The following is a 17,084-nucleotide window of genomic DNA, read 5'->3' as shown; positions in this document are numbered from 1 at the left end:
TTCACTTGCTTTATTGATTATAAATAACCATATAATCCCGCAAATATCCAACCAAATACACAAGAAACACCCACCCCAATTAACCCCGGTAGAATGAAGCTGTGGTTGATAACAAATTTACCAATACGCGTTGTTCCAGAACGGTCAAATTGAATTGCCGCAAGGTCACTCGGGTAAGTTGGTAAAATGTAATACCCATAACACGCAGGCGCAGAAGCGATAATATAAGCCGGGTCAACACCAATCCCTAGTGCAATTGGTACTACAGCGGCCAGAGCAGCTGCTTGTGAGTTAACAAACTTAGAGACTAATAATAAGATAACTGCATAAGCCCAAGGGAAATCTTTCACTAAAGAACCTAAAGTTCCTTTAATTTCATCCATATGAGCACCGAACATGGTTTCTGCCATCCATGCGATACCATATACTGCAACAATCGCAATCATCCCTGAACGGAATACTTCATTCTTTGAAATTTGTCCTGGATTAGTCTTACAAATAATGATAATTAGCGCACCTGCTAATAACATAAACATCTGGATGACTAAAACCATGGATAGTGGCTTACCGTTAACTAGCGGTCTAAGTTCAGAAAATGCGCCAAGTAATGCCACAACTGCGATGGAAGCTAAAAAAATCCACATCGCGACCCAATTAATTTTCGGTAATTTGGTATTTAGCAGTGTCACACTGTCACCATAGACATAATCATGGTTTTCAGGGACTGAGATAAACTCTTGGAATACAGGGTCTTTATCGAGATCTTTACCTCTAAACCAACTGAAAATACCAATAGCTAAAATACCAATTAATGTTGATGGAATAGTAATTGCTAATAAATCCAAAAATTCCAGTGACTTACCATTGATTGTCACACCATTTAGCATTGCGACTAATGAAACAACGGCAACTGAAACTGGGCTAGCGATAATCCCCATTTGCGCGCCAATACTACTCGCAGCCATTGGCCTTTCAGGGCGAATATTATTTTTAATCGCCGCATCGTAAATGATAGGTAAAATTGTATACACCACATGCCCTGTACCACACAAAATGGTTAAGATACATGTCACAAAAGGTGCCACAATAGAAATGTACTTAGGGTTTTTCCGCAGTAGTCGTTCTGCAATTTGCAGCATGACATCCAAACCGCCTGATGCTTGTAACGTTGCTGATGCGGCAACAACAGCAATGATAACAAGCATTACATCAACAGGCGGTTTTCCAGGCGGTAAACCAAAGCCAAAAACTAAGATAACTAGACCAACACCACCTAATAGCCCGAGTGCCATTCCCCCTTTTTTTGCTCCATAGAATAAGCAAACAAGGATAATGGCGAGTTGAATCATAAAGTCCATAGTTCCATCCTTTATATATATGTTTACATATATTATCGGGATGATTTTCAAGCATTAATTTGATTTATGATAACTTCAAAATCAATTTAGTTTTATTTTTTATGCTTTTATTTTGACCTCATCACATAATTTTAATTAAGTAACTGACATACTATTCCGTTACCTACCATTTTGATAAAAATCAATCAACTACTACACCAATTTTAACAACTCACTCCATTTAAATTTACCTTTAGTCACTTTAAATCATCATTTTTTCTTTACTTTATTAACTCTGCTCATTGTCTTGAGTCTCTCTATCTACTTGATTATTAGTGTAAACTTAATATTACACTCACTGTAATTTACATTTGACAGCGAACTTGCAATCGCATAATCTGCATCACTTATTAATTATTCAAATTCAATTAGAGGAACTTGTGAAGAATCGTACGCTTGGCAGTGTGTTAATCGTTGCAGGGACAACAATAGGTGCAGGGATGTTGGCAATGCCACTTGCCGCTGCAGGAGTCGGTTTCACAGGCATCGTTTGTTTGCTTGTTGGATTATGGATGTTAATGAGCTATACCTCATTACTGTTAGTTGAAGTGTATCAGCATAACCCTGCAAATATGGGCTTAGGCTCCGTTGCTAAAAAATATCTTGGCCCAATTGGCCAGATAGTGACTGGGCTAAGTATGCTGCTATTAATGTACGCATTAACAACCGCTTATATCGGTGGAGCTGGCGTATTAATTTCAGATAGTCTGTCTTCATGGTGGGGCTTTAAAATTTCAACTGACACTGCCATTATTGCATTTACTATTATTGGTGGTGCAGTTGTCTGTATTGGTACGCATTCCGTCGATTTTATTAACCGAATTTTATTCACAGCAAAAACGATTTTTTTAGTCATCATGTTAGTTGTAATGATGCCACACGCGGAAGCCGTAAACTTAAGCACCATGCCAATTGAAAAAGGCCTTATCCTTGCCGCAGTACCCGTTATTTTTACCTCTTTTGGTTTCCATGGCAGCGTCCCAAGTTTAGTTAACTATATGAATGGGGATGTACGTAAATTACGTATGATTTTCATTACCGGAAGCGCAATTCCTTTAGTTGCTTATATTCTATGGCAGATTGCGACGTTAGGGTCTATTCCATCACATACTTTTCTCGGAATACTAGCGCAGGAATCAGGTCTAAATGGGTTACTCACCGCGATCCGCGATGTTGTCGCTACACCTCGCGTTAATATCGCCGTCAGCTTGTTTATGGATTTAGCGTTGGCCACATCTTTCTTAGGTGTCGCATTAGGCTTATTTGATTACCTCGCCGACTTATTCAAACGGAGTAATCATTTTATCGGTCGAGTGCAAACAGGCTTACTCACCTTTGTTCCGCCATTATTGGCTGCCCTATTCTTTAGTAGTTTCGTACAAGCATTAACTTATGCAGCTGTTGCACTCTCGGTCTTAGCGCTGATTATTCCTGCATTGCTAACATTACGTGTACGTAAATTAGAATCTCAAGGTGGGTATCAAGTTAAAGGTGGTACACCTATTTTAGCCTTAGTGTTGGCATGTGGTGTGGCAGTAATCGCTATCCAATTTTCAATTGTTGCGGGCTTCTTACCGAACGTCGGCTAAACTATTCGCTTATTAATAATATTCTAAAGACATAAAAAAACCGCCAAACGTAGTATTTGGCGGTTTTTTTCGAGATTCAAACGGTTAAATCTAATAAATGATAAATTTAACAAAAAAATTTATCATTCTTTCAACAATCTTAGAATGAAAGGCCAGCCCCTACATACCAGCCATCAGCAACTTTATCGCTACTATGACCATGTGTCCCTTTCATTTCAATTAAGCGATATCCCGCATCAATAGATAAAGGCTTAAATACCGTATAACGTGCACCGGCTTTAGCTTCTACGTACGATTTGCTGCCTGAAGTCAGTTGCTCTGGAGCACCATAAGCTTCACCGTAAATATTGAGTGAAGGCAAAGCCTGCCAATTTAACCCACCACCAACAGCTAATGCAGCACCATTACTATTGTGATCAGGTGATAGATATAGCCCTTTACCCCCTACAAATGCAGAAAAAGGCCCAATAGGTAAGCCAAATGTCGCACCAATACTACCCATTTGCCCATCATGGTCACTACGAGCCCAAGAGCCGTTAAATGCCAATCCTGCATTTTGGTTACCTAACCCTGCAGACAGCTCAGTAAAATGTTCACCTGCTTGTGCACTAACTGAAACTGCATGTGCAGTACCTACGAATAATGGTGACATCGCTGCTGCCAATAATAATAATTTGCGCATTATTTTATCCTCTTGATATTATTACCTATGGATATTACGCGAATCTCACCCTATTTTCAGCCATTCTTACCTAGATTTACGCTATAGCCTCGATAAAAGCCCTCGTTATTCATTACAAAATTTCACGCATCAAAAATTTTAGTGCAAAAAAGTGCGATAAATACGTATTTTTTTACTTGTAATCACAGTAATTGGTTATATTAATTAGATAATCAATTCCATAATAACTATACTGAATTACAAGTTTATTGTAGTCGTGTTTTTTATTTTTTACAAAATATTAACTTATTAGTTAGGTTTGTGTAGTCATTTAATCCAAACAAAGGAGCATTGTGATGAAAAAGAAAGGCCTTACTACCGCCTCAGGCGCCCCAGTCGCCAATAATAATAATGTCATGACAGCGGGTAAACGTGGCCCAATGTTATTACAGGATGTTTGGTTTTTAGAAAAACTTGCCCATTTTGACCGTGAAGTAATCCCTGAAAGACGTATGCACGCAAAAGGTTCTGGTGCTTTCGGTACCTTTACCGTAACCCATGATATTAGCCGCTATACTCGTGCAAAAATTTTCTCTGAAGTAGGGAAAAAAACAGAAATGTTCGCTCGGTTCTCTACCGTTGCAGGCGAACGTGGAGCTGCCGACGCAGAACGTGATATTCGTGGCTTCGCATTAAAGTTTTATACTGAAGAAGGTAACTGGGATATGGTGGGTAACAACACCCCTGTATTCTATTTCCGTGACCCATTAAAATTCCCTGATTTAAACCACGTAGTTAAACGTGACCCTCGCTCTAACCTGCGTACAATGGAACATAAATGGGCCTTTTTCTCCCAATTACCTGAATCTTTACACCAGTTAACCATTGATGCTAGTGACCGTGGTATCCCACAAAGTTACCGTCATATGCATGGTTTTGGTAGCCATACATATAGTTTCATCAACAGTAACAATGAACGTTTCTGGGTCAAATTCCATTTCCGTTGCCAACAAGGTATTCAAAATCTGTCTGATGAACAGGCTGAGCAGTTAGTGGGTAAAGATAGAGAAAGTTCACAGCGAGATCTGTTTGAATCCATCGAGAAAGGGGATTTCCCACGCTGGAATTTGCAAGTGCAAATTATGCCAGAAAAAGAAGCTTCTCAAGTTCCTTATAACCCATTTGACTTAACCAAAGTATGGCCACACAAAGATTATCCATTAATTGATGTCGGTTATTTTGAACTTAATCGTAATCCAGACAACTATTTTGCTGACGTAGAACAAGCGGCTTTTAGCCCTGCTAACGTGGTTCCGGGTATTGGTTTCTCGCCAGATAGAATGTTACAAGGCCGCCTGTTCTCTTATGGCGATGCTCATCGTTATCGTCTTGGTGTCAACCATCACCAAATCCCAGTAAACGCCCCACGTTGCCCATTCCATAATTACCACCGTGATGGGGCAATGCGCGTTGACGGTAATAGCGGCAACCATGTGACCTATGAGCCAAATGAAGCCGGATTATTCCAAGAACAACCGGACTTTAGCGAACCGCCATTATCTATTGAAGGTGCTGCTGACCATTGGGATCACCGCGAAGACCAAGATTATTTCAGCCAGCCACGTGCATTATATGAGTTGTTAGATGATGCCGAGCACCAACGTATGTTTAAACGTATTGCCGGTGAACTGATTGACGCGACTGAAGCCACACAAGTGCGCCAAATCGAGTTATTTAAACAAGTTCACCCTGAATACGGTGCGGGTGTCGAAAAAGCGTTAAAAGCACTAAAATAGTGTAAGTCATTAAGTGGTGGGGATAACCCCGCCACTATTTCGCCCTATTCTTTTATTCTCGCTAACAACCACTTCTTCACTTGTTGCCTAGACACTTTTATTCCCCCTGCTTTCAATTCAGGGTCTAAATAATAAAATGCCATAGGATATTGGTATGGAGCGAGTTTATCTTTTAACCAATCCGCCAGCTGATTTAAATCCACTGACTCATTTGCTTCAATAACCGCGACAGGACGTTGCCCAAATTGCACATCATCAATAGGTATAATAAAACTTTGGCTGACATCAGGATGTGAATTTATGACTGATTCGATATCTTCGGGTTGAACGCACTCCCCACCACTGATAAATAAGTTGTCTAGACGACCAATAATCTGATATTCCCCATCGATAAAAGTCCCTTTATCGTTAGTTTTAAACCAGTTATCTAGGCAATTTAATGGGTGAAGTTGCCCATCAAACCAATAACCCAGAGCCTGACTATCTGATTGAATTTGAATTTCATCATCCACAAGACGAACTTGCTTGCCTTTTAAGGGTAAACCGACACCTTTTTTACCGTCTGCCCGTTTCGCACAAACCGTAGATGCCATTTCTGTCATCCCATAGCCGCTCCAACAAGCAATACCATGCTGTTGAGCCAGATCCGTCAAGGTTGAAGGGATACTCGCTCCTCCCAATAAAACGGCTTTCAATGCGATATTAGTCACTGATTTATCATTTAATAAACGCCATAACTGGGTCGGAACTAAAGAGGCATGAGTGACCTCATGCAATGCTTGAGCCAAAGGAAGATTTTTGACCGCAAGTGAGCCACCTTTAAGAAGCCAGCGCCAAACAATCCCCTGACCAGATACATGGAATAACGGCAGCGATAGTAACCAACAATCTCCTTGCTGGTAATTCATCAGATTAACAACACCTGCTGCACTATTTAAGTGCGCAGCGATACTGTGAACAGCGGCTTTAGGTAGGCCTGTCGATCCCGATGTTAAAATCAACGTAGCGGGCTGCTGAATAACCTCTTGAAAAATAACCGGAGCAACCTCTTCATCACGAATAAAATGGTAATAAAGTTGATAATCTAAATTACGATAATTTGCTAACAGATTTGATTCATCAGTAAAATCAATAACTGAGCTAACATTAAGATGAGGTAATAATTCTGCTAACAACCGTTCTGGGAGGCGGGGATTTAATGGTAAAACACGAGCCCCACAAGCAATAAGTGCCAGCTGACTCAGTAATAATTCAACTGAATTTTTCCCATGTAAAACAATACACTGCCCCTGCTCTACGCCTTGCATTAAAAAGTAAGTTCTAAGGTCAGTAATTTGTTGGCTTACACTTTCCCAAGTCATACTTTGGGACTCTGTGACTAGAGCGATTGAGTTCGGACGAAGATTGGCCCAGTGTTGCCAAGGCCAATCTTTAAATTGTGCTAACTCTGCCATACAAGCGTTAAATCATCTAGCTGCTGAAGCGGAATATCACATTGTGGCCAAGGCCGTACCAATTGAGATTGAATAAGTGATACCGTGTCTAAGCCTGGAATGGTATTTGGCGTTAGCCAATGCGCTACACGAGCAAGTTGTGTTAAACCAAAGCTACTTTCAATGGATGAGCTAATCACAGCTTGTAACCCTAAGCGATGTGATTCTTCCACTAAATAGCGGCAATATGACAAGCTGCCTGTCAGGGTCGGTTTAATGACTATCGCAGAAACCCCTTCCTGCGCTTCTACCATAAAGCCTTCTTCACGTACACTTTCATCCCAAGCAATACTAATGCCAGTATCTGCTGCAAATTGCAGTGACTCTTCACGGGTCTTACACGGCTCCTCTAAAAACGCAATACGACTACGGTAGTCTGGATTAACATATTTAGCAAAACCGTCGGCTTTTGTTCGGGTCCAACTGCGATTCGCATCCAAACGCAGTTTCAGTTCTGGAACTGCCTCTAGTAACAGGTTAACCACCATACCATCACGTACCGCTTCATATAGACCGACTTTAACCTTAGCGACTTTCTCACCTTCCATTGCATCAAGGCTTAAGATTAAATCGTCAGGATCACCACTACATAAAGGCGCTTTGCGGTAATCCGCTTGTTCAGGAAGCTCCCCTGCCAGCTCCGCTAGAGCGCAGCTGCACCCAAAAGCCACAGAGGGTAATAAACTATTAGAAATTTTGCCTTCTTTCACCCATTCATTCAGTCGCTTAATAGTTTCTGCGGTTGCTTCTTCTAATGTTTCACGACTGAATTCAGGTAGAGGCGAAATTTCTCCCCAACCTTCATTATCCCCATCTTGTAAACAGACTAAAAGCCCATCACGCGTTTTTAGTCGCTGATAGCGAAGGATAACGCCTGCCTCCATCGGCAGGCTGAACGAATAAATACGGGCTTTACGCATTATGGATTACGCTTATATTTAGAGAAGTCTGGAGCACGTTTTTCATTAAAGGCGTTACGGCCTTCTTGCCCTTCATCTGTCATATAGAACAACATAGTGGCATTACCTGCGAGCTCTTGCAGGCCAGCCTGACCATCACAATCTGCATTCAAGGCGGCTTTCAAGCAACGTAATGCCATTGGGCTGTTCTCTAGCATTTCACGACACCAACGCACAGTCTCTTTTTCTAAGTCAGCATAAGGAACGACAGTATTAACCAGCCCCATATCCAACGCTTCTTGTGCATTATACTGGCGGCATAGGAACCAAATTTCGCGTGCTTTCTTTTGCCCTACGATACGTGCCATATAAGACGCACCCCAGCCACCATCAAATGAGCCAACTTTTGGACCGGTTTGGCCAAAGATTGCGTTATCTGCAGCAATAGTCAGGTCACACATCATATGTAACACATGACCACCACCGATAGAGAAACCGGCGACCATTGCCACCACAGGTTTTGGACAAGTACGAATTTGACGTTGAAAATCTAATACATTTAAGTGATGAGTACCACTTTCGTCACGATACCCGCCGTAGTCGCCACGAATTTTTTGGTCACCACCGGCACAAAATGCTTTTTCACCTTCACCCGTTAAAATGATAGTTCCAACTTGGTCATCATAGCGTGCATCAGATAGAGCTTGGATCATTTCTTTCACGGTTTGTGGACGAAAAGCATTACGCACTTCTGGGCGATTAATCGTAATTTTTGCAATCCCTTCCGGAGATTTATGATAGCGAATATCTTCAAACCCTGTAGAGCAATCTTGCCATTCAATTGGTGCGTATAATTTTTCTTCGCTTGGATAAATCATTATCAGATTCCTTTAACCACAGTGTGATAAAAAATGGTGTAGTGCAGCTGCAAAGCCCATTGGGTTTTCCCGATGCGCATTATGCCCTGCATTTTCAATTAGCGTTAACGGCAATTCATATTGTTGCGAAACGCTTCGAAACTTTTTATCCTTTTCGCCACAAAAATAACGATAAGGACAGGTCAATTGATGCAATTTGTCCGCCAAGAAAGGTTGCTTTGCTAATGATGTATTTTCTAGCATAGCAGCAATACTGTGCGGGTTATTTTGCCGACGTAACTGAATTAAATGTTGGCGCTGAGTGGTCGACAAATCAGCAAATACAGCTTGTTGATACCAATCATCTAACACTTCTTCGATGGGTTCTGAACGAAAACGTTGTGCCCATGCCTTATCATTAGCCGCCCGAGCAACTCGTTCTTGTTCATTGACTAATCCCATATTGCCCCCCTCAATCACTAAACCTAATAATCCGTTAGGCTGATAGTGACAGGCAAAATGCATCGCTAACCGAGCACCGAGTGAATAGCCAACCAAGTAGTATTCATTAATTTGATGATAATGTAAAAGAGCGCTGAGTTGTTGATCAAAATGTGAAAAACCTTGGCATGGCTCTGAGTGAGAACCGCCATGCCCTGGTAAATCCACCGCTAACGATGGAAAAGCACGTGTTTGTTCAATCACTGGTAGCCAGTCATCGGCACTACCTAACAAGCCATGCAGCCAGATGACCCAAGGAGCAGATGAGACTGAATTATGTCTATGGGCAGATAACATTACAGTTCCACAACTTCATTCAATAGTTGTTTTAACGTACGGGCGCCTTCATCACTTGCCACCTGCAATTCCACCAGCAATGTGCCCTGTTGACGGCGCCAAAATTGTTGAACGGTATTTTTTAGTGTTGTCCAGTCTGTCGGCGTACAATATTGTAAACCAAACATTTTCGCCGCGGGCTCGAAACTGACATTTTGCGGCATACAGTAATAGTTTTGTCTTGCTTCGTCTGGTGTAGGTAACATAGAAAAAATTTGCCCACCATTGTTATTCACCACGATCAGAACGGTGGGCGCTGAGGGCTCACGCAACAAAGCCAAACTATTCAAGTCATATAGTGCAGAAATATCCCCAACAATAGCCAATGTTGGCCGTGCTGTTGCCCGCTGAACACCTGCCATGGTAGAAATCAAACCATCAATACCACTCGCGCCCCGGTTACTATAAACAGGATAGCCCAATGGAAGTTGTGCTAGTGCATCTACCAAACGGACAATTAAGCTGTTGCCAACAAATAGTTGGCCTCGTGGAGGCAGCAGTTCAGGTAATTGGTGTGCAACTGCGGCTTCTGAAAACTGCGCTTGTAAGCGTTGGCGCACATGGTGTTGAGTTTTTTGCACTAAAGTGGGCAGCGACTCACACCACAAGCTTCTCGGCTGTGCAGGATGGTTATCTAGCCAACCCTTGATTGAACAGGTTAATTTTCTTCCCTTATGATTGGCTGGGTCTAACCGCTGAGGTATTGAGTCGATAATCCAATACTCTTGCGGCTCACAATTGGCTTGCCATTGTAAGAGCCGTTTTCCCGTTAAGCTTGAACCAAACTGAACGACTAATTCCGCATCTTTTAAAATAGACTGAGTTTCTGGATGTTGTAGCCATAAGTCGGCACATGGAAAAGGTTGTCCGGTTTGAGACAGCACATCACCGAGTACTGGCCATCCAAGTTCCTGTGCCCATTTTGCAACTAACTCCCCTTCACTCGCTGTCATTCGCCCTGCAATCACAACGCCTTTTTTCTGACGCCAAAAATACCAATCCGCAACCAATGCGACGGAATGGGTTAATGGCTCCGTTAACCACGGGTGAGAAGAATTCCACCATTCTCCAAGTGTTTGCTGCCACTCATATTCCCCATCCATTTCACCATATAGTGGCTCTGCAAATGGACAATTAATATGAAAGGCACCATGGTGTAACTGGTTCATGCCATTATCAATCGCGGTGACCAACCATTTCGCTGAAATATCTTGCGTCGGCCTTGGCAACATTAATGATTGAGAGGGGTGAGACGCAAAAATATGTGTTTGCCTAATAGCTTGATTAGCACCGCAATCAATCAATTCTGGCGGTCTGTCAGCGGTAAGAAAAATCACCTTTTCCCCTGTTAAACCGGCTTCAATTAATGAAGGGTAAAGGTTTGCAACAGCTGTACCAGAGGTAACGATAACCCCTACAGGCTCATGGCTGGCTTTTGCTAAACCTAGGGCTAGGTGCCCTAAACCACGCTCATCGAAATGCGTATGGCAATGCAATTTACCATGGTTAATCGCCGCAAGGGTCAAGGGTGTTGAGCGCGAACCAGGCGCAATACAGATGTGTTTCATTCCGTGGCGAGACAGTGCTTCGATAATCACTTCAGCCCAACGGAGGTTAAAAGCAGAATTCGACATAATATGCTCAGCAAATTATTAGTTATCAATTAGTTTAGACTGGCTGAAATAAATTTCTTGATCTCAGGACAATTTTTGATGAACTAATTGAAATAAAAAAGAAAATAACCATTTTTATTTTATGGTTTTTCGTTATTTTCAAATAAAGACTTTAGCCCAGCCGCTTTATTTTCAATTTCTATCCACTCTTGCTCTGGGTCTGAGCCACTGACAATGCCAGCGCCTGAATATAATGAGACCTGTGCACCCTCTATTTGCGCACAACGTAGAGATACCGCGAATTCACTTTTATTTAAGCTCATAAAACCACCCGTTCCTGCATACCAGCCGCGAGAAAAAGGTTCATTTTTGGCTAAAAATTGCCGAGCGACTTTTCGTGGCAAACCACACACGGCAGCGGTAGGTTGGAGGCGTTGTAAACAATCGCTATCAGAAGGGGTGATTAGCGTTGCAACAATTGAACGATAAAGGTGTTGAATTTTTCTTAAACGAATAACTTTTGCTGAAGACACATCTACCCCAGTCACCGCCCCTTGCAATTGTTGACAAATATCATCAACAACCACTAAGTTTTCATGTTGGTTTTTTTTATCTTCCATCAACCATTTAGCGTACTCTGCTGCGACTGCATCATCAGGGTCATTAGCGACGGTTCCCGCTAAGGCCTCAGAATTTAATTGGCCATCTTGACGTAAATATAAACGCTCGGGGGTTGAAGAAATAAAACCAGAATGCGCGTTGAAGGCCATCATAAAATGGTAGCAATGATGATTCACTTGCTGGCTTTGTGCTAAAAACTCAGCAACCGCAATGGGTCTAGACAGGGTGAGTTTTGTTTCCCTTGCCATAACCACTTTTTCCATTTTCCCTGACTTCATATCATCAATAGCGCAATTTAATAAACGGCACCATTCATCATGAGTAGGAATATGTTCTTGCGCAGTAATATCCGCATTCAGTGCCAATGTCACTTGAGAAGCGGGTTTTAATTGCTGTAAAAGATGAATGGCATTTAAGCGATCTTCTTCACCTTCTATATTGATACTAACGTTAATCGTTGAACGTAATCGATGAATTTCAATACGAGGTAAAAAACAAAATGTTGCTTGACGTTTTATCTCGTCAGGGATCCCATCCCCGACGGCATTCCACCCATTAAGCCCCCATAGGCGCATTTCTGGTATATCAGGGTATTGCGATAAAAAAGCTTGAGCCTTATCTATCGAATCAAAAGATTTCACCATGCCAAGAGCACTACATTCTTCAGCTCCCGTCCGTTGATACCAGTAAAATTGAGGGTAGCTTTCTTGCACTGATAGCCATGAAAGACCAGGGAAAGCGGTCTGCGCATCCAATTGCCAAACAAAACGAATAAACTCTTGGTTTTTTAGTGTCAATGTAGACAAATGATCCAAAATTTCAGTTATCAGTTGATCAATTTTTTTATAGTTCACTTTAGATTCCCACTGCTACATCACACAAATTCACTACGCGTTATTATATAGCGCAAAACCATTTTTTAATACATTGATGACTAACAGTAAATGCTATGTCACCGGTTCAGCACTAAAAACAGATTATCTGCAATAAACAAATTGTTTTTAGTACATCACTATAATTATCGCTTATGCCCCAAATGACGATAGCCAAGAGAAATCACATCAAAACCAACCTTGTTACACGAATAGAGGTTCAGGTTGTTGATAGTATAGCTTATTATATATATTACACGTCATTCCATTCATTTAATTAATGGAAAATGTGATTTTATCCTCTTTCTTCTTTCCTCCCTCTCGAAATTGCTTCATTTTTATCCAAAAAGAATTCCATTTTGAAACATAGTTATATTTAAGCTGCAAACCTATATTCCATTACAATTCTATTTAGCCCTCAAAAGTAAAACCACCGTAAATTTTAATTATCATCATATTGTTATGCGTTATTTAATTTAGTATCACTATAGATGATTTCTAAATATATATAATACAAAATAATATTTTAAACATGTATTGACTTGTTCAAAGTGCTATTTTTTAGCTCTGTTTTTCATTTTTTAGTATAAAACTTTCAGCCAATTTCTAGTAGGTTAACAAATATGAAATTTATATTTTCATTTACAATAAATAGGTAACTCAACCATACAATAGTGCTAATACAAATTAGTGTTCAATCCTTAACTTAATCAACATGGATTTTAAAATGAATACAAAAGAAAATTACGACAGAATTATTGAAAAAGAGCATATAGGCCATACAACCTTAGCTTTATTAACGAATCAAGATGCTCTTTCAACCCGCGAAGTCGGTATTTTTACATTAGACGATTTAATTAGCATACATCGCCATGTTTACTTCTCTCTTTCTTTGCCTTGGAAAAAAAATGATATTCTAAAATGGTTTGGTATTACCTCATCAACCACTTTACCAATAGATACAGACGAATTAATTAATACCATTATCAATATTCGAGATCATGCCAATACCTGGGATAATGTCGAGCAACATGTTAAAGAGCAATCTGTCAACCTATCTCTAGCTAGCCGAAACATTATACATACAGGAGGGCAGATTATTGAATATATAAACCATATGCCTATATTGAAAAGGGTATCAGACAGTTTGAATGATATTAATGAAAGTGAGTTAGATGAAATATTTTATCAAAGCGATGACCAACAAATAGCGACTGAACTAACTAATATCTTACAATTAATTAAAGATGATATTAAGGAGCAATCCATTAAGACAAGTAATATTAAAAATATCATTTCAGATTTTAGAGTACATATTACAGGTGGGTATCTATCTAATTATCAACACGTTGAATCATTATTGTTTAATATTAAAGGGTTATATAATCAACTTGAAACTACTGATAATGAAATTACAGATAGCTACTTACAAGAATTACTTAAAACGAAAAAGCAGGAACTACAGCAATTAGAACAAGAGTATTCACATTTTGTAAAACTCAGCTTCACCGGCTTAGCAGGTGGTGTCATCGGTCTCATTATTACTGGTAGTATTTTTGGCTCGAAAGCTGAAAAAATTCGAGCAAGAAAAAATGAAACATTAGCAGAAATAAAATCAATTAACGACCAAATTAACAAAGAAGAACTCATCAAAAAAGTTATCTTTGATATTCAAATTAACCTCCATAAAATCGATGGTTTCTTTAAAGATGCACGGTTAGCCGTTGACCATTTAGATTATATGTGGCTTGTCCTCCTAACTGAAATAACCCAATCAATCGAGGTTTTCAAAAAAATCAATAACGCTGATAAACTTATTAAATTCATTACTCATTTCAAACGAATTGTTACATCCTGGTATACCATTCAAGAATACTCTACACACTTAATAACGTTATTTGACCAAATTCAACCAAATAACACCCCCCCTCAATAAAAGGTACTCATATGCAAGATAAGCTTGATTTACCGATATTGCCCTCCATTGATATTTATCAGTTAAGGCATATGTCAAATGAAATTTCCGCATTTAATAAAAATATAATACATTATGACTTTATCATACACGGAAAGATACAAAAAATTGCAAGTAAGACTTTCAATATAAATGAAACAATCAGAAACTCGATACCGAAGCTAAAAATAAAATTAAATTATATTTTAAAAAGTGAATTAAATAGTGAAAATACAAATATACCTGACGGAATTTTAGTCACAAGCTTTATTGAGGATTTAATTGATTTTAAATTAGAGCTAGAAAGAATAATTACCAAATTCAGTTACACCACCGACTCTCTATCACTCATTCATGTGGAAGAAAGCAACCAACATAAACTACAGCAATACGCAGAACAAAAAGAACTCCTAGTCACATCCAAAAATAGTAAAATGCTAAAAATAAACGAAATCAATCAGCAACACTCCGTTATTACCGCAGCAGAAGATATCATCTTAAAATCTAAAATCACTGATTTCTTAAAAAAACATTTGTTAAATGATGAGTTAATTGACTCAATTGATATGCCAACAAATAAAAAGCAAATATTAAAGTCAGCCATTGCTTTTATTAAAAATTTATTATCAGTCATTGATGATGGTTTAGAATTTGCGCAACTTGTCGAGGTCAGGCTAGATTTAGGAAACCAAATTTTAGAATTAAAGGAAGAAGTTAATCACATTGATAAAACAATATTTAAGCTTTCTCAACTCATGCTCTTATCAGAACAAATCACCGCTATAGATTCACATAAATTATCAATTATTACTCAGATAGGCCTCATTAAGAATTATTGGTGGGAATGGTGCCATTTTATTAATGAAAAATCGTCTGAAAAAACAGTGAATATTCAAAAGATCAATACCGCAAGCCAAGTACTAATGTCTTTTTTAGATGATATGGAATACCAATATCAGCGTCAGTTACCTGATTAAAAAAAACCGGCTACTCAAAAGTAGCCGGTTTATCAACTATAGGAAATTTTGGCCTATTAGTTAATCACAGCAAGTGCTGTTGATGTCATATCAATAAGAGGTTGTGGCCATACACCAAAGACAATAACCGCAATGGCGCAAATAACAGCAACAACGGTCCCTAACGTTGCTTTTTCAGGGCCTGTATAACGTTCTGCATGTTCTGCATCACGGCTATATAGGCTAGCCATAAAGCTTAGGTAGTAATATAAGCCAATTGCACTACCAACCACTACAGCTCCTGTTAACCACCATAACTCTGCATTCACCGCAGATGCAATCACATAGAATTTACCAATAAATCCTAATGTAATTGGAATACCCGCCAGCGACAGCATCATCACAGTCATTACCGTTGCTAGAACGGGTTTATGCCAGAACAGCCCACGGAATGCACTGAAATCATCCTGGTCATCACCACGGTAAGGGCTTGAAACGATACTCACAACACCAAATGCGCCTAAGCTTGCAAACAAGTAACCCACTAAGTAGATTGCGATAGTCACTTGTGACGCTACTGGGTCGATACGTAACGCAACAAGGGCAACCAATAAATACCCCATATGTGAGATAGATGAGTAACCCAGTAAGCGTTTTGCGCTTTTTTGTGTGATAGCCAGTAAGTTACCAAACAAGATAGATGCTATGGCAATCACTGAAATCACAATCGCTAACGTATTGCTATTGGCGATTGGTGCTTCCAGAAAAATACGCACTAATACGGCAAAGATAGCGATTTTACTGCCGGTTGCTAAGAAGGCTGACACTGGTGCTGGCGCACCTTGGTAAACGTCTGGTGTCCACAGTTGGAATGGAAACAGTGACAGTTTAAAGCCAAAACCAACAATGAGCATACCGAAACCAATCATCACTAATGGGGCGTGAATTTGGTTATCAGAAAGACTTTGACCAACAGCTGCGAAGCTTAAGCTACCCGATTCCGCATACAGTAACGCAATTCCGAATAACAGGAATGAAGACGCTGCTGCAGATAACAGCATGTACTTGATCCCAGCTTCTAATGTGCGACTGCGCTCAAAGGTATAGGCAACTAAGCCAAACAGTGGCAATGAAATCAGCTCAATACCGATAAACATCGACGCCATATGGTTTGACATAGATAACAGCACACCACCTGCCACCGCGATAGCAACTAACAAGTGGAATTCATCTCTATTGTCGCCAAAACCTTCCAGCCAGTGGTAGGCAAAGATGCTGGTACCGATACCTGCAATCAGGACTAATGCACTATAGAACAGCGCAAAGCCATCAACACGGATAAGCGAAGTCACATCCATTAGGTAGCCGTCGGCTACCCAAATCAGTGAAAGCAACGCAATAACAAAGCCAGATACTGTCAGCGCGGCACTGGTAAGGTGATCGCGTCGCCACGCAATGGACAGCATCACAACCACCGCCGTCAACCCGACGATCATCAGTGGTAGTATTGCGATCAGTTCTTGAGGAGTTATTGTCATG

At 40.2% G+C, this 17,084-nt stretch carries 13 protein-coding genes; 4 read left to right on the top strand and 9 right to left on the bottom strand.

The window, feature by feature from the left end; genetic code table 11:
* Positions 1-17: 17 nt before the first annotated feature.
* Positions 18-1,358, bottom strand: coding sequence for an anaerobic C4-dicarboxylate transporter (locus P3L40_RS09335; protein ID WP_096864880.1), 1,341 nt, complete (start codon positions 1,356-1,358; stop codon positions 18-20).
* 419 nt (positions 1,359-1,777) lie between these two features.
* On the opposite strand from P3L40_RS09335, the gene tyrP reads away from it, so the two are divergent.
* Positions 1,778-2,986 carry a tyrosine transporter TyrP gene (gene tyrP, locus P3L40_RS09330; protein WP_036958089.1) on the top strand — a complete coding sequence of 403 codons (1,209 nt, stop codon included), beginning with the start codon at positions 1,778-1,780 and terminating at the stop codon, positions 2,984-2,986.
* Positions 2,987-3,125: 139 nt separating this feature from the next.
* On the opposite strand, the gene P3L40_RS09325 is transcribed toward tyrP, so the two are convergent.
* Positions 3,126-3,668, bottom strand: coding sequence for a YfaZ family outer membrane protein (locus P3L40_RS09325; protein ID WP_096864878.1), 543 nt, complete (start codon positions 3,666-3,668; stop codon positions 3,126-3,128).
* Between the two features lie 335 nt (positions 3,669-4,003).
* Between P3L40_RS09325 and P3L40_RS09320 the strand changes: the two genes are divergently transcribed.
* On the top strand, positions 4,004-5,443 hold the full coding sequence (locus tag P3L40_RS09320) for a catalase (protein WP_004259872.1): 1,440 nt from the start codon (positions 4,004-4,006) through the stop codon (positions 5,441-5,443).
* 44 nt (positions 5,444-5,487) lie between these two features.
* Here the strand turns inward: P3L40_RS09320 and menE are convergent, their stop codons facing one another.
* The 6 genes from menE to P3L40_RS09290 all read right to left on the bottom strand — a co-directional run bounded on the left by menE (position 5,488) and on the right by P3L40_RS09290 (position 12,617).
* On the bottom strand, positions 5,488-6,897 hold the full coding sequence (menE, locus tag P3L40_RS09315; RefSeq protein ID WP_210853217.1) for an o-succinylbenzoate--CoA ligase: 1,410 nt from the start codon (positions 6,895-6,897) through the stop codon (positions 5,488-5,490).
* Positions 6,885-7,856: an o-succinylbenzoate synthase gene (gene menC, locus P3L40_RS09310; RefSeq protein WP_004259867.1), complete on the bottom strand. Its 972-nt coding sequence runs from the start codon at positions 7,854-7,856 to the stop codon at positions 6,885-6,887. The genes menE and menC overlap by 13 nt, the downstream gene beginning before the upstream one ends.
* Positions 7,856-8,713: a 1,4-dihydroxy-2-naphthoyl-CoA synthase gene (menB, locus tag P3L40_RS09305; protein WP_004259866.1), complete on the bottom strand. Its 858-nt coding sequence runs from the start codon at positions 8,711-8,713 to the stop codon at positions 7,856-7,858. Before menB ends, menC begins: the two co-directional genes overlap by 1 nt.
* Positions 8,714-8,725: 12 nt before the next feature.
* A complete protein-coding gene (gene menH / locus P3L40_RS09300) occupies positions 8,726-9,490 on the bottom strand; it encodes a 2-succinyl-6-hydroxy-2,4-cyclohexadiene-1-carboxylate synthase (protein ID WP_196732103.1) in 765 nt (254 codons plus the stop codon).
* Positions 9,490-11,163 carry a 2-succinyl-5-enolpyruvyl-6-hydroxy-3-cyclohexene-1-carboxylic-acid synthase gene (gene menD / locus P3L40_RS09295; RefSeq protein WP_094962300.1) on the bottom strand — a complete coding sequence of 558 codons (1,674 nt, stop codon included), beginning with the start codon at positions 11,161-11,163 and terminating at the stop codon, positions 9,490-9,492. The genes menH and menD overlap by 1 nt, the downstream gene beginning before the upstream one ends.
* Before the next feature lie 119 nt (positions 11,164-11,282).
* Positions 11,283-12,617 carry an isochorismate synthase gene (locus tag P3L40_RS09290; RefSeq protein WP_196732105.1) on the bottom strand — a complete coding sequence of 445 codons (1,335 nt, stop codon included), beginning with the start codon at positions 12,615-12,617 and terminating at the stop codon, positions 11,283-11,285.
* 745 nt (positions 12,618-13,362) lie between these two features.
* Between P3L40_RS09290 and P3L40_RS09285 the strand changes: the two genes are divergently transcribed.
* Entirely contained in the window at positions 13,363-14,571 is a 1,209-nt protein-coding gene (locus P3L40_RS09285) for an alpha-xenorhabdolysin family binary toxin subunit A (RefSeq protein ID WP_167732486.1), read from the top strand.
* An 11-nt stretch (positions 14,572-14,582) separates the two neighbouring features.
* Positions 14,583-15,566, top strand: a complete 984-nt coding sequence (locus tag P3L40_RS09280) for an alpha-xenorhabdolysin family binary toxin subunit B (RefSeq protein ID WP_004259854.1) — start codon at positions 14,583-14,585, stop codon at positions 15,564-15,566.
* Between the two features lie 56 nt (positions 15,567-15,622).
* Here the strand turns inward: P3L40_RS09280 and nuoN are convergent, their stop codons facing one another.
* Positions 15,623-17,083, bottom strand: a complete 1,461-nt coding sequence (gene nuoN / locus P3L40_RS09275; protein ID WP_004259851.1) for an NADH-quinone oxidoreductase subunit NuoN — start codon at positions 17,081-17,083, stop codon at positions 15,623-15,625.
* Position 17,084: the final 1 nt, after the last annotated feature.

This window comes from Providencia sp. PROV040, assembly GCF_032706145.1.
In the GTDB taxonomy this organism is placed as follows: domain Bacteria; phylum Pseudomonadota; class Gammaproteobacteria; order Enterobacterales; family Enterobacteriaceae; genus Providencia; species Providencia hangzhouensis.
Note: the sequence above shows the minus strand (reverse complement) of the source record. Positions and strands in the feature narration are given on the sequence as shown.